This is a genomic window from Bradyrhizobium sp. USDA 4449, assembly GCF_054056275.1.
In genome coordinates this window covers 3,774,174-3,788,512 of the sequence record NZ_JBSRYD010000001.1, presented here as the reverse complement: position 1 = coordinate 3,788,512, position 14,339 = coordinate 3,774,174, and the positions used below count along the sequence as shown (strand labels likewise).

At 60.5% G+C, this 14,339-nt stretch carries 10 protein-coding genes, 1 tRNA gene and 1 pseudogene; 4 read left to right on the top strand and 8 right to left on the bottom strand.

Annotated features, from left to right (window positions below):
• Positions 1 to 3: 3 nt before the first annotated feature.
• The gene (locus ACVIIW_RS17590) at positions 4 to 1,110 is read right to left on the bottom strand and encodes a molybdopterin-binding protein (RefSeq protein WP_456701863.1); all 1,107 of its coding nucleotides are present in this window, start codon (positions 1,108 to 1,110) and stop codon (positions 4 to 6) included.
• 54 nt (positions 1,111 to 1,164) lie between these two features.
• Positions 1,165 to 1,998, bottom strand: coding sequence for a substrate-binding domain-containing protein (locus tag ACVIIW_RS17585; RefSeq protein ID WP_456701862.1), 834 nt, complete (start codon positions 1,996 to 1,998; stop codon positions 1,165 to 1,167).
• A gap of 365 nt (positions 1,999 to 2,363) precedes the next feature.
• On the opposite strand from ACVIIW_RS17585, the gene ACVIIW_RS17580 reads away from it, so the two are divergent.
• Together ACVIIW_RS17580 and ACVIIW_RS17575 are read left to right on the top strand one after the other, a co-directional pair.
• A complete protein-coding gene (locus ACVIIW_RS17580; RefSeq protein ID WP_456701861.1) occupies positions 2,364 to 3,578 on the top strand; it encodes an ABC transporter substrate-binding protein in 1,215 nt (404 codons plus the stop codon).
• A 124-nt stretch (positions 3,579 to 3,702) separates the two neighbouring features.
• Positions 3,703 to 4,658: pseudogene (locus ACVIIW_RS17575) on the top strand (IS481 family transposase).
• 30 nt (positions 4,659 to 4,688) lie between these two features.
• Here ACVIIW_RS17575 and ACVIIW_RS17570 read toward each other — a convergent pair.
• Complete coding sequence (locus tag ACVIIW_RS17570) at positions 4,689 to 5,654, bottom strand: TAXI family TRAP transporter solute-binding subunit (protein WP_456701860.1); 966 nt, start codon at positions 5,652 to 5,654, stop codon at positions 4,689 to 4,691.
• Between the two features lie 106 nt (positions 5,655 to 5,760).
• On the opposite strand from ACVIIW_RS17570, the gene ACVIIW_RS17565 reads away from it, so the two are divergent.
• Together ACVIIW_RS17565 and ACVIIW_RS17560 are read left to right on the top strand one after the other, a co-directional pair.
• Positions 5,761 to 6,735, top strand: coding sequence for a Bug family tripartite tricarboxylate transporter substrate binding protein (locus ACVIIW_RS17565; RefSeq protein WP_456701859.1), 975 nt, complete (start codon positions 5,761 to 5,763; stop codon positions 6,733 to 6,735).
• A gap of 325 nt (positions 6,736 to 7,060) precedes the next feature.
• A tRNA-Ile gene (locus ACVIIW_RS17560) sits at positions 7,061 to 7,136 on the top strand.
• A 644-nt stretch (positions 7,137 to 7,780) separates the two neighbouring features.
• Here ACVIIW_RS17560 and ACVIIW_RS17555 read toward each other — a convergent pair.
• From ACVIIW_RS17555 to ACVIIW_RS17535, 5 genes are all read right to left on the bottom strand, one after another.
• Positions 7,781 to 8,809: an LLM class flavin-dependent oxidoreductase gene (locus ACVIIW_RS17555; RefSeq protein WP_456701858.1), complete on the bottom strand. Its 1,029-nt coding sequence runs from the start codon at positions 8,807 to 8,809 to the stop codon at positions 7,781 to 7,783.
• Between the two features lie 220 nt (positions 8,810 to 9,029).
• A complete protein-coding gene (gene hisC, locus ACVIIW_RS17550) occupies positions 9,030 to 10,133 on the bottom strand; it encodes a histidinol-phosphate transaminase (RefSeq protein ID WP_456701857.1) in 1,104 nt (367 codons plus the stop codon).
• A 711-nt stretch (positions 10,134 to 10,844) separates the two neighbouring features.
• Positions 10,845 to 11,042: a hypothetical protein gene (locus ACVIIW_RS17545; RefSeq protein ID WP_456705365.1), complete on the bottom strand. Its 198-nt coding sequence runs from the start codon at positions 11,040 to 11,042 to the stop codon at positions 10,845 to 10,847.
• Positions 11,015 to 11,185 carry an AMP-binding enzyme gene (locus ACVIIW_RS17540; protein ID WP_456705186.1) on the bottom strand — a complete coding sequence of 57 codons (171 nt, stop codon included), beginning with the start codon at positions 11,183 to 11,185 and terminating at the stop codon, positions 11,015 to 11,017. Before ACVIIW_RS17540 ends, ACVIIW_RS17545 begins: the two co-directional genes overlap by 28 nt.
• Positions 11,186 to 11,781: 596 nt before the next feature.
• Positions 11,782 to 13,032 carry a tyrosine-type recombinase/integrase gene (locus ACVIIW_RS17535; RefSeq protein WP_456701856.1) on the bottom strand — a complete coding sequence of 417 codons (1,251 nt, stop codon included), beginning with the start codon at positions 13,030 to 13,032 and terminating at the stop codon, positions 11,782 to 11,784.
• Positions 13,033 to 14,339: the final 1,307 nt, after the last annotated feature.

The window sequence follows — 14,339 nt, the reverse complement described above, 5'->3', positions numbered from 1 at the left end:
ATATCATTCCCGCATCAAATAAGCATCGGCCGGCTCGCCCGCGGCAAATCCCTCGTGGCTGGCGGGAATGAGCAACCATGCATCCGCGCCGGCCATGGCCTGGAGCGGCCATTCGCCCACGGCAAGCGGCCGCCACGTCTTATGTTCCTCGGCCAGCAGGGCGATCTCGGCAATGCCGACGCTGGAAGCGATCTTTCGCGCAAGCGGCAGGGTCACTGCGCGGCGCGGCTGCCGAGCCGAAAATCGATCGATCAGCGGAAGCACCAGCGCAAGCCAGACCGCCAGCGCCTGAGCTGGCGATCCGGGCAAGACGACGACGGGAACTTTTCCGATCCGCCCTGAGGCCGCGGTGCGTCCGGGCTGGAGCGCAAGGCCATGATCAAGCTGCGCTCCGCGCTGAACCAGCGCCGCGACCGTGCCATCCGCATGGCCGACGCCGCTGCCTCCGATCGTCAGCAGGAGATCGCAGGCTGAGGCATCGAGCGCCTCCCCGATCGATGCCGTACCGCGCGAGGCAGCTTGATGGGCGCTCACATCGAGTCCTGCCTTGCGTGCGAGGCTGGCGATCATCTGCATCGTCGCGGTCCCGCCGGGCACGTTGACGATGCGCAGCCGCGGCCGCCTGACACTTAGCTGGTCGCGCCCGGCGACACGGGCGAGCAGCAGGGCCGCTGCACCGACGGGATATCCCCCTGTGACCACGGGCGCGTTCCCGGCGATATCGCTACCGGCACGCGCGACGCCTTGTCCCGGAACGCCTTCCACCAGCACCTGGGCGAGTGGGCCCGATACCCCGACCGCATCAGCATCGAGCACGCAATCGCATCCCGCCGGCATCGCATCACCGGTCTCGACCCACACTGGAAGCTCGGCCAGAGGCAGCGGCGAATAGGAGGACGCGCCGACCAGATCGTTGGCGCACAGCGCCCAGCCATCGACGGCCGCGATGTCTCGCGGCGGATGGGCCGGCAGCAACAGCATCCCCGCGGAGATACAGTCGGCCGCTTCATCCAGCGGCAATTGGACCGGCTCAACCGGATCAACGCCGCGCAAAAGCATAGCGAGCGCGGTGTCTAGCGGCGTCAGCGAGGGGGGCAGGCGCTGGGTCATGCCTCATGATGGACCACGCATCGCGCAGTTTGGCAACCGCTCGTGCCTCGTCCTTCAGCCGCCTGGCTTCTCCGCGTTCGGAAAGAACACCTGCTGCCCGTCGACCTTGTAGTTGGCGATCGCCGCCTGCCCCTCCGGCGAGATCAGCCAGTCAATGAAGGCCTGCCCGAGCTCCTTCCTGACGTTCGGAAATTTTTTCGGATTCACGAGCATCACGCCGTATTGGTTGAGCAGCCGCTTGTCGCCCTCGACGACGACGTCGAGATCGCCGCGGTCCTTATAGGCAATCCAGCTGCCGCGATCCGCGAGCACATAGGCGTTGGCCGTGCGAGCCGCGTCGAGGGCGGCAGTCATGCCGTACCCGCTCTCGCGATACCAGGCGCCCTTGACGCTCGCGATATCGATGCCGGCGACGATCCAGAGTGCAAGCTCCGCCGCATGGGTGCCGGACCGATCGCCGCGCGTCACGAACGGTGCCCCCTTGGCCTCGATGGCCTTTAGCGCAGTCGCGATGTCCTTGCCCTTCACACCGGCGGGATCGCTCTTCGGCCCGACCAAAACGAAATCGCTGTACATGACGTCGAATCGCTTCGCGCCAAAGCCGTCGGCGACGAACTTCTCCTCCTGTGGCCGGGCATGCATCAACACGACGTCGACCTCGCCTCGTCGTGCAACGTCGAGCACCTCGTCGCTGCGGCGCGCGATCACCGTCACCGCGATGCCGGTCCTGTCGCGGACAATAGGCAACAGATAATCGAGCAGGCCAGTGTCCTGCGTCGATGTCGTCGAGGCCAGGACAATCGCACGCTCCTCGGCAAACGAGGCCGCAACGCCCCCGGCAAGGCCGCAGAGCAGCGCAAATGCAACGGTCAGTCGGCGAACGGCCATGACAGGTTTCCATTGAAAACGACGCGATCATGATCATCGATTGCGCCACACTCGTGACGGATGTGGCCGTCGCGCGGGCAACAAGCAATGGCGCTTGGTTTGAGCCACGACCGGAAGGCAAGTTCACGATGCGCGGGTCAGCGCGCCGAGGCAGGCCATTGGGAAGTTTCGCCCAATCAACCGGCACGTTGATTGCACGCGCCGAGGGGCCTGCCGGCTGCGATCCCCTCCCGCGCCGGGCGGATCCGCTTCGCGGGCTGAGATTGACGCCCACCCCCAAATAGTTGCAAAAGAAACCAATTCAGCCGGGCCGTACCCGGGACAGACAACTTTCGGCCAACGCGCCGGATCAGGGGAGGACAATCGTGAATCCAGCGAGATTTGGACTGCCGGTCGCCGCCGCCTTGACGGCAGCGCTACTGACGGGTGCGGCGTCGGCGCAGGTGTCCGACGACATCGTCAAGATTGGCGTTCTCACCGACATGAACGGCCCGGCCTCGGCGCCAACCGGCCAGGGTTCGGTGACGGCTGCGCAGATGGCAATCGACGATTTCGGTGGCTCTGTGCTCGGCAAGCCGATCAGCATCGTGGTCGGCGACCACCAGCTCAAGGCCGATGTCGGCGGCGCGATCGCCCGGCGCTGGTACGACGTCGACCAGGTGGATCTGATCGTCGACGTGCCGGTCTCGGCCGTTGGCCTCGCGGTGCAGAACATCGCCAACGAGAAGAAGCGGCTGTTCATCACCCACTCCACCGGTACCGCCGATTTCCACGGCAAGTTCTGCTCGCCTTATGCGATGCAGTGGGTGTTCGACACCCGGGCGCTCGCGGTCGGCACCGCGGACGCCGTGGTCAAGCGCGGCGGTGACAGTTGGTTCTTCATCACCGACGACTACGCCTTCGGCCATTCGCTGGAGCGCGATGCCTCCAGCGTCATCACCGCCAATGGCGGCAAGGTGCTGGGCTCGGTGAAGCCGCCGCTGGCGACGCCCGACCTCTCCTCCTTCGTGCTGCAGGCGCAGGCCTCCAAGGCCAAGATCATCGGCATCGCGGCCGGCCCGCCCAACAACATGAACGAGATCAAGACCGGCTCGGAATTCGGCGTCTTCAAGGGCGGCCAGCAGATGGCGGCGCTGCTCGCGCTGATCACCGACATCCACGGCCTCGGCCTGCAGGCGGCGCAAGGCCTCTTGCTAACGACCTCGTTCTATTGGGACATGGACGACAAGACCCGCGAATGGTCGAAGCGCTATTTCGCCAAGACGAACAAGATGCCGACGATGTGGCAGGCCGGCGTCTATTCCAGCGTGATGCACTATCTCAATGCCATCAAGGCCACCGGCACCGACGATCCGCTCAAGGTCGCGGCGAAAATGCGCGAGACGCCGGTCGAGGATTTCTTCGCCCGCAACGGTCACTTGCGCGACGACAATCTGATGGTGCACGACCTTTGGCTGGTGCAGGTGAAGACGCCCGGGGAAAGCAAATATCCGTGGGACTATTACAAGATCCTCGCGACGATTTCCGGCGAGAAGGCCTTTGGCCCGCCGGACCCGGCGTGCCCACTGGTGAAGAAGTGAGGTTAGCGAATGGCCAATAGGAGCGGGCGAATAGGACTAGCTGTGGTCTCTCAAGAGGTTGTCCATCTGGTCTGAACCGAGGAAGCTGAGGTTGCGAAGCTTCAGTGTTCCAAGGAGAGACCAGATGAACGTCCACAAGAATGCGCCTTTGACGCCCAAAGGTCGAGAGGCGATGGTGCGAAGCGTGGTCGAGGGTGGGTTGAGCCAGGCCGGCGCGGCTGACCTTTCAACACGACGCCGAAGACGGTCGCCAAATGGGTCAAGCGCTTCCGCGAGAACGGTGTGGCTGGCTTGCTCGACCGCTCGTCTCGACCTCATTCATCGCCGAGCCAAACCCTGCCGGCCACGTGCACCGCCATCGAGGCCTTGCGCCGGCAGCGCCACACCGGCCAGCAAATCGCAATCGAGGTCAAGGTGTCGCCAGCCACGGTCAGCCGAGTGCTTCGTCGTTTGGGCTTGAACCGGATCCGCGATCTTGAACCGGCCGAGCCGGAGCGCCGTTATGAGCGTGAGTCTCCAGGCGAGATCATTCACATCGACATCAAAAAGCTGGGGCGTTTCGAGCGGGTTGGTCATCGCATCACCGGCGATTCAAGTGGTCCAAACAGGAGCCGAGGCGTCGGCTGGGAGTTCGTCCACGTCTGCATTGACGACCATTCCCGCGTCGCTTTCTCGGAGATCAAACCGGACGAGACGGTGGACAGCGCGGTGTCTTTTCTCAAGGCGGCTGTGGCTTATTATGGAGGCCTTGGGGTCACCGTCACGCGCGTCATGACCGACAATGGCGGTTGCTACCGATCTCACGCCTTCGGCGAGGCGTGCCGCGACCTGGGCATCAAGCACATCCGCACCAAACCCTACACGCCGAGAACGAATGGCAAGGCAGAGCGCTTCATCCAAACCGCACTACGGGAATGGGCTTATGCCAAAGCCTATCCAACCTCCAATCGCCGCGCCCAAGAGCTGCCGATCTGGCTGCATCGATACAACTGGCACCGGCCTCATGGTGGTATAAAGTCACAAACCCCGATCAGCCGCCTCGGTCTGACTGAGGACAACCTCTTGAGGCTCCACAACTAGCTCCATTCGCCACTCACCACAGGCCATTCGCTACTTCACAACTCCGATCTCGCGAAAATATTTCATCACGCCCGGATGAATCAGCTCCGGCCTCGGTGCTGCGGCGACGGTGTTCGCCGCCGTGGTCTCGCAGGCCTGCGCCAGCTTCTTGCAGAAGGTTGCTTCCACGCCGTGCAGCGTCTTGGCGAGACGATAGGCGACGTCGTCGGGCAGATCCTCGCGCGTGAGGACAAAACTCCAGGAACCGAGCGAGGCGATCGACTCGGATTGTTTGGGATAGGAGCCGGCCGGCACGGTGAGCGGTTTAAGGAACGCGTGCCTGGCACGGATGCGCGTGATCTCGTCGGCATCGGGCGCGATGAAGCGCGCGCCTGACGCGCTCGATGCGACCGCGGCAAACCCGGGCCAGCCGATGCCGGCGCCCCAGAGCGCGGCGACGCGGCCATCCTCGACCATCGCAGGCCCGTCGCCGGCGCGGTCGAGATAGACGGCCTTGAAGTCCTCGTCCTGCTTCAGGCCGAGACCGTCGAGCACGTAGCGCGCCAGGATCGGCAGGCCCGAACCTTTGGCGCCGAACGCGATCGGCTGTCCGACGAGATCGTGGATGGTCTTGTAGGGGCTGTCGGCCCGCACCACGAACATGCCGGGATTGGAATAGATGGCCGTCAGGATCTTCAGCGCGACCTTCGCCCGGCCGATGCCGCCAAAGGCCTCATAGGCCGGCTCGCCCGCGACCAAAGCGAGATCGAGCTCGCCTTTCTCCAGGAGCGGAATGTTTTCGTTGCTGCCCTTGGTGTTGCGGGGTGCGATGGTGAGCGAGCCATCCGCTGCATTCATCACCTCGGCGAAGGCGTTGCCATAAAGCGGGAAGCCGCCGCCCGGCGTTGCGGTGCCCAAACTGATCGTGGTGGTCGGAATGGCGTTGCCTCCGGTTTGAGCGGCGGCGGGGCTCGCGAGCAGTGCCGCGCCGAGAAGAATGGGAAAAGCGAACTTCATGATCGTTCCGGCTGCGCCTGCGTCAACATCGACGAGAGGCGATGTAGGCAGCGGGCGGTTTTTGTGAAAGCATCCCCACAACGACGATAGAACAACGGGAGGCGACATGTTGCGAATTTTGCGGTGCGCTGTTTTCGGGCTGGTCTTTCTGTCAGGTCTTTTCGCCGCCTCCCCTCCGGCCTCCGCCGCCTACCCCGACCGCCCCGTTCACTGGCTGATCGGCTTTGCCGCCGGCGGGCCGGTCGACATCGTCGCACGCATCATGGCGCAGTGGCTGTCGGACCATCTCGGTCAGCAATTCATCGTCGAGAACCGCGCCGGCTCCGGCGGCAACATCGCGGCCGGTGCCGCGATCAACGCAGCCCCCGACGGCTACACGCTGCTGTTCGTCGCGCCCAACAACGCGATCTCGACCTCGCTCTACAAGAAGCTGCCGTTCGACTTCCTGCGCGACACCACGCCGGTCGCGAGCATCATGCAGCTCACCAACATGCTGGTCGTCTCCAACGCGATGCCGGTGAAGTCAGTTCAGGAGTTCATCGACTACTGCAGGGCCAATCCCGGCAAGATCTCGTTCGCCTCGTCGGGCAACGGCACCTCGGTGCACATGTCGGCGGAGCTGTTCAAGGCGATGACCAAGTGCGACATGGTGCACGTGCCCTATCGCGGATCGGCGATCGCCTTCCCCGACATCATCTCCAACAAGGTGCAGCTGATCTTCGACAACCTGCCTTCCGCGCTCGAGCAGGCGAAGGGCGGCAGCGTCCGCGCGCTCGGCGTGACCTCGCCGCAGCGCTGGCCCGCCCTGCCCGACGTGCCCGCCATCGCCGAGACCGTGCCGGGCTTCGAATCGGTCGGGTTCTACGGCATCTCCGCGCCGAAGGGCACGCCTGGCGAGATCGTCGAGATCCTCAACAAGGCGGTCGGCGAAGCGCTGAGGGACCCGAAGCTGGTCGCGCGCCTCGCCGAGACCGGCGGCATCCCGAGGCCCATGACGCCGGCCGAGTTCGGCAGGCTCGTCGCGGACGAGACCGAGAAGTGGCGCAAGGTCGTGGAGTTCGCCGGGGTCTCGGTGGACTGAGCGGGCGGCCGGCCGCCGGTCAATCGCCGGCGCGACCGGGGGCCTGCGGGCCTCCTCCCGCCAAAACGCGAAAACAACCCCATGCACAGTAGAAAGCCGGCCGATTACAGCGCCTTACGGCAGGAAAACCAAAACCACGGGGACAGCGGTTGACTCGTCGGGCAAAACAGGCGCATAAGGGCACGATCCCAAAATTCGGTAATTCGTAAACCACGCCGCCAGCGTCTCCTTCCGCCCAACCCGGCATTGCACCCCCGCCTCCATCCCTGTAAACGAACCCCCGCACCGTTGCCGGCCGCGCATTCCCGCGAGCCGTCTCGCGGCGGGGCCTGTAGCTCAATGGTTAGAGCCGGCCGCTCATAACGGTCTGGTTGCAGGTTCGAGTCCTGCCGGGCCCACCAAATAAATCAATAAGTTATCAGCCACCAAGTCGCCAGACTGAAATCACCGCACCAGAAACCGCACCAGATACGTGCGCTTTTCGTTCACTGGCTGGGTCGCCTTAGCGATTTTGTCGACGGCATCGCACAAATAGTCGGAACGTGGCGGCCAACTTGTTGAGCAGCACCTCCAGCGGCATTCCGAGACAGCGCGCTACGCGCCCTTTTGGTACCGGCCAAATCGATGCTGTGCGATCGCCCAGGGCTCAAGTCAAGACCGATAAGATCGACGCTGGCGTCGGGCACGCCGAAAAGATCCATGCCATTGTCCTGGATCAGGTTTGAAGGAATGAAAAATGGCCTGGCGTGCCCAGAATTGGCTTAGTTGCCGTTGAAGCGAGCATGGCTCAACAGGTGCGGCAAATGCGTAGCTCGCGCGTTGGAATTCGATGGGCGCACTCAGGATTCCGCGAGCAAGCGAAGGCGTGCTTTCGTCTTACTATCTCTTCGAGGGCTCAATGTTCTCGACGGCGAGATCGAGCTTGACAAAGTCTGATGCCGACACCCTGCTACCCGTTCCTGGTGAACTGAAGTTTCTCGCCAAACGCTAGAAGCCCGGAACCTCTGACTGTGCCTACCACACGCAAGCTGTGATTCTGCGCCAATCACCCGCCTGGCGCGATGAACTCAGAGTGGATGGCAGATGCGGTATTGATGGCTGCATCGACTGACAGATTTCCAAATGCAGGCTGACAAAGGAGATAATTAGCGCCGGCCTCTTCCAGATGTTGAAGAACGGTCTGCCGCACAGAAGCGCGTGTTCCTACGACGCACAGTTCGCTTGCGATTGCGGCCTCGAAGGTCGGAGGAAGGTTGGCCGGGAGCGGTATGTCGTTCATTTCGTAGAGGAACTTAAAGTTAGCGAGCCACCGCTCGTAAGCAGGTGCGGCAAGCAAATAGGCCTCTGCCTGGGAACGTCCGATCACAATCATGCGGAGCAAAGCAATAAACAGGTCCCCACCGTCGGCCGGGCGCCTAAGGTTTCCATGAGCGCGAAATACGTCGGTGACTTTGCGAACAACAGAAGACGGTCCGACACAGGCAAGGTTCGCGCCATTGGCCGCAGCCCAACCGGCCGACTCTGGCCGGTTTGTGGCGACCCACGTCGGGGGGTGCGGACGCTGATGAGATGCAAGAGTTAAGGGAACATCGTCCAAAACAAAATGCTGGCCCCTATAGTTTAGAATGCCGCCATTCATTGCATTGACAAGGATCTGAGATGCTTCCTCGTAGCGACTAGAAGCCACATCCGGATTCACGCCGAAATAGGTCAGCTCCATTGGGAGTGAACCACGACCAATACCGACTTCAAGTCTGCCATTACTCAAGTGGTCCAACATGCAGATTTCCTCGAAGGCACGCAACGGGTGGTACAGATTAAGCAGCATGACCAACTGGTTGACGCGAAGCCGGCGGGTGCGCTGTATGACGCTGGACAGAAACACGTTCGGGGACGGGCTTCGTCCGTGGGGGGTACAGTGATGCTCGGCCAGATGATAGGCGTAGAATCCGAGCCGATCGTAGGCCTCGGCCAACATTAAACGGTCTGCGTATTGCTCGGTGATGTTGCGCCCACTATCGTCAAAATGATCGAAGATGCCGCAAGTTGGGTTTGAAGCAGTGGTGTTAGTCACTTGATTATCTCCAGCTTAGGAGTTTGAGGTTCGCGTGCTTGCAAACGATTGGAGTAGAAGGCGCGGTCTATTGCTTGTGATGCAGACCAGTATTGATTGCCCGCCGGCGATGGGATGATTCAAGGCGCTCGTCCGGTAGACGTCGAGGCGCCTCAGCTAGGGACAAGAGCAGGCGCCGCAGAACCTCTCGTGCACGTGCCAGACGCGAGTAGAATGATGATCAAGTGTAGCGATCTGCAGCACGGCGAACCTTGCCGACGGCGCCAAGAAAGGCCTCCATCTGCTCACTTGTGCCGACGCTAACGCGAATGCAATCTTCCAGGCCGTCATCCGGAAAGGTGGCAACGAGGATCTTCTGACGTTCCAAAGCGCTTTGCCACCATCTTCCGTCCCGACCGGCAGGGACACAGGCAAGCAGAAAATTTGCGTGTGAGGGCAGTATCGAGAAGCCGAAGCCGGAAAGGGCGTTCGAAATCCGCTGCCGCTCATTCTTTATATGCTTATGGTTCTCGTCGTAAGCGCTGCGGTGGGCAAGGACACTCATACCGACGGCATGAGCCACCACATTCATGTTAAACATATTTTGGAGGGCGCGAAGTCTTCCAATCAGCTCGGGATGGCCGAACGCGAAGCCAATGCGAATTCCCGCGACCGCGTAGCTCTTAGAGAACGTGCGCAACACCAGAACATTCGAATAGCGATCGACTAGATGCAGCCCGTTCTCCGGTGCGAAATCAATATAGGCCTCGTCCAGGACGACCAACCGGTCATATTGCGCTACGAGTCGCTCGATCTCAGCAATGGGCACGAACGAGCCCGTGGGGTTGTTCGGATTAGCCAGCAGAATGAACTTGGCATGTTTTGCAGGGCCGAAGAGCAGATTATTGATCGGCAGGCAGTCATGTTCGTTGCAGCGGACCTCAATTAACTGCGCCCCTTGTAGCTTGGCAAGCTGACGATTAAACGAAAACCCCGGCGACATCATTGCGACGCTGTCACCCGGAGCAAGAAAGGCTCTATAGACTAGGCTAAGAAGCTCAGATGATCCATTTCCTGCCATAACGCGATCCACAGAGATGCCATAGGCAGCGGCCGCCGCTTCCCTCAAGGCGACATTGTCATGCTCCGGATAAATGTATTGCCGCTCTAGCGCTGCAATCGCGCTTCGCATCACCTCGCGTGGCAGCGGAAATGGATTCTCATTCGTATGTAGCCTCACATAGCTTTCATCTAGAGCTGGCAGTAATCCTGTCGGGGTAGCGTCTAATACTTGAGCGATCGGGGTAAGCGAGGATAGCAGCGTCGCCAATTTTGCTTCCGTCATGAATATCTTTCGTTTGTTCGTACCGAGGTTTTGAGCGAGAGACTCGGCAATTGCGCGGAAAGCGAACGGCAGGAGTGCTCGAACTAACAATTTTCAGTTGGCGTTCAGCGCATCGGGGCCGGACCACGAAAGTCGGCCAGCTACTCGCATGCATGTCGACATTTTCCCGTGCAGACATCCCGGGAGTTCGCAGTTACCCGCTGCTGCAGAAAGGGTTCAAAGGGTTTATCGGCCGAAGTCTCTCGTCTGTAGACATTGAGCGATGTCGATCATCGTTTCGCTGTCCAGTACATTCCTCATCCTTTGCTCTCGCGCACTTTGGGCCGATTGCCCGGCGAGTGAGGCAGCCATCCGCTCCTCGGCGGCGCCTCCCGAGGTGCCGAAGCAGTGGATCTAACGGCTTACCCGGAGTTCGTCCGGGCGCGCCACGGCGTCGTTGTCCTAGATCGTACAATTTGACGCTACGTACGATTCAAGCCCCTTTTGGCGTCTTTGGCCTGATTTACTTTACTCGACGGGGCGATGCGTTGAAGGTATGCCGGCGAGGCGCAGCGAGCATATCGTCGGAAAGCTGAGACCTTAATGCCGTCATCCCGCCTGTCGCCTCTAACGTCCGCTGCGTGTTAGGCTTATCCCTCGGCCTTTGTAGTCCCGGCTGAACAGGTGGCGTTCCTAGGGTGGATGCAGTGCAACTGCGAAGATCCCTCTTTGTCAGGCCGGCATTGACTCACGCTTGCAGAAGATAACTGCACTGCCGTCGCGAGGTTCGAGTTGGCTGCGATCGCTGATATGCCCGGCAAAGCCGCAAATTGTCTCCTGCCAAACAATCAACTTGCCGCAGTTTGATTGCTCGAGCAGCCATCCAGCTCCTTCAACTTGAATTACTGAAGTTTGCCCAATGCGGTCCACGGCAATTCGTTCGTAAAGATGATTTCGCGAGGCGCCTTGAAGCGGGCGAGCTGCGATCTCACATATTCGATCAGAAGGTCCACCTCAATTTGAGCTCCAGGCTGCTTGACTATGAGCGACCGGCACTTCTTCCCAGCGAGCATCAAGCCGGCCGATAACAGCGCATTTAGCGACAGCGGGATAGATATGCCCATGTCTCAATAGCCGGGGCGATTGGATAGCCAGACGCGACCGTCACGTGTGCTAGCACCTTACAATCTAACGTCGCGTGCGATTGCCTTCTGTCGAGACTCGCACATTTTACGAAAGTGAGTGAAGTGAAGAGACGACAGACAAGACTCATGTTGGTTGAGATACTCACCGATTACGACGCTTCCTGCACTCGTGCACGGATCGTTGGTCAATAACTCACCGACGATATGTTTGATTTTAATATGCAGCGGGCTTTCTTGCGCTCCGTCAAATTGCTGCACGCTAACGATATCGACGCTGGCCGGCGTCCCTGTCCACCAGGGACAAAGCTGCGGGCACCCTGGTGATGTTTCCACTAGGGCTGGCCGGTTCGGCCTTCCGCGCGGAGCATAGATGGCATGTCCGCATTTCGCGCAGACGCAACGAGCTTTCCTGTCGAGCCGCGCGCGCGTGTCGCGCCTAACACATTTGAACAATTCCGGAATTTAGAGGCGAGATTCTGCATAGAGATACGTATTCAGGGCCTGCCGGATATTTCAGTAACTTATCAGGCGTCATTTCGCCGGATCGGAATAACCGCACCAGATATTGAACTAGAAACGTGCGATCTTCTTTCCCCAGTCGGATCGCGACTGGCGATTTTTTCCACCGCATCCGACAAATAGTCGGGATGGTGATGGCCGTAAGTGTTGAGCAGCACCTCGAGCGACATTCCGAGATAGCCCGCCGCTTGCCACGGATCTGCCCCTCGCTGCATAAGCCAAGTCGCTGCGGTGTGCCGCAAAGTGTGAGGGGAGATTCCCGGTGCCAGGCCTGCGAGCCTGACAGCACTCTTGAATGCCGTCTTCACCGAGGTCACAGCCTTCCCGTTGTACTCCACGAAATGCTTCGCCTCTGGATTAGCTCGGTGCCAGCGCCGCAGGTGCGCAAGCAAGCGCAAGGGGATTGGCACGGTTGGCTGCCGTTTGTTGGTTTTCGCGCTGCCCTGCTTCAGGCGGTAGTAGCGGCCGCGCTCTAAGTCGACGTAAGAGCGACCAATGGCCGGAATGGGAGATGCAGCTGCGATAGCTCCAGCACGAGTTCCGCTGTAGATCCCCAATAAAATAAACCGTGCAAGATGGCGCAGTGGACGCTTGCTTGTCGGGACCTTCACATCGTCGGTCGGCCGACGAGAGCCCTTTTGCATTTCGCGATAGCGCCAGCAGGTCCAAATCAGTTTCGCCGCATCGCTCCGCGTCAACCACTTGTCCCGAGGTTGGCCCTTCTGTGGCAGCGATATCTTGACGATTTCCCGATGATATCCTTCGGCCGCGTGGTGACCAATGGCTGCGCGGAGGTCTTCAAGGTCTCGGCGCGCGCCTCCCCTCGTGGCGCGCTTCTTGGCAAACGAGCGACACGCCTCCCCGTTTACCTCGCCTAGCATTTTTGCTCCCCACCAGTCGTTCAACCGCTCGATCCGCTTTTTGAACTTGCGGATATCGGGGATGGCATTTTCGCTCTCGCCATCGACGCTGAAACGCTCGCGAAGTTTGTCCAATTGCGCGTCTAAATAGATCGAGAGAACGTCCGCAACTGCGATATCATCTATGTGGCGAATTCGTCGCTTCGGCGTGTGTTTAGAGCTTATGTAGTCCTTTAGTTTTTCCTCCGCGGCCGCAATCTCATCTGCAACGCAGCCTGTGCTGACATCCCGGCCGTTGTCTCTGATGATCCAGGTTGCCTGGTGGGTGATCTTTCCGCTCTTATTCCGGCGGGCAGCCTTGAGCTGAAGTCGGGCTCCCTTGGTTCTTCGCGGCATAGCTCTCTCATCCGTTGGATATGAGCCAGGGTTGTAAATTCCTTGCCCGCTATCTTCTCGGTGACCAATCGGTTACGATCGCGCTCGCGACGTAGACCGGCGACCGAAATTCCTCCCATAGGAAACGCGATCTTCACGGCATCAACGAGGCGAAGAGGGGTATCGAGTGTAATTTCAGGTTGCGTTCGACTTGGCATAGAGGCCCATGGCGCGACCGTTAAAGGTGAACTAAGATGTCGGCGCATGGTGGGGAGTAAAGCTTTCTTTCGTTCCATCGCAGGATTGGCGGTCGCCTCGCAAAACTGAGCAGAGTGCGCAGCACCACCTGCTTCTTGGACCTGCTTTGGCCGCGCGGTAAACGGACCGTCCGATCTGGCGAAACGGGCCTGTCTTGTCGCCGGACAGCGGTAACGTCAGCAGCGGGTTGGCCTCCGTCCCGGACGGTCCCCTTCACGACCCAGCCTTCACCCTCCAGAGCATGGCCTACCCTGCTGAGAGCGTTGGGGAAGAGGATCCCTGGCAGGGTGACGCGCTTGGTCCCTTGAGGTGTCGTTTGCTGTATTCACGTGAAGTGCACCCCATGAAGGGCTTCGTTTTTGCCGCTTCAGCGGTCTTGGTGTGGCCGTTGCCGGCTGCACACAGGGGGAAACTAATCTGAAAATCTGCGGCTTCGCGCGCGCGATTGTGGGCCCGGTACGTGGCGGCCATCGTCGGAGAGATTGCGGTGGCCTCCACGCCCCCCCTGGAAATCGGCCCCATAGCTAAGGGGATCAAGCGCTTAGCTGCGGCAATAGGCCGGAAGGAAAGGAGCCCGGTCAGAACTGCCTGTACCTTTAGGCAACGGCGGCAAATGTGTCCCGGACCATGATGAATGACTTCCCGTGCAGATCTGAGGAGTCATTCACCTCGTCTACGCCACAAGCGGTAGTGAGCCGTCCGAACTGCGCTTGGCCCACCTTTTGAAGTGAGGCGCCGTGTCCTCTCTAGAAGGACCGCAACGCCTCGCTGGTCGGTCTGTAGTTCTAACCAACGATCATCCCCCGCGCAACGACAGCGCTGTCAACGATCGCCTTCAGCGATAGCGAAGTGATCTGGCACGTGTTTCCTGCGCAGGTCGACTTCCTCCTCATCGTCCGCTTCGTCGCCACCGGTGCTGGTCGGCGCAACTTCTGCACGCTGCGGTCAGCTTCGTCGTATCGCTCCTGCTCCAGCCACTTTTCTAGAGGCATCCGGCGCCGTCCTGGCTTTGCACTTGCGGCCCTCGCAGCAGCTCGGCTTGCGATGTGGTCGACGTCGGGGCTCGCGAT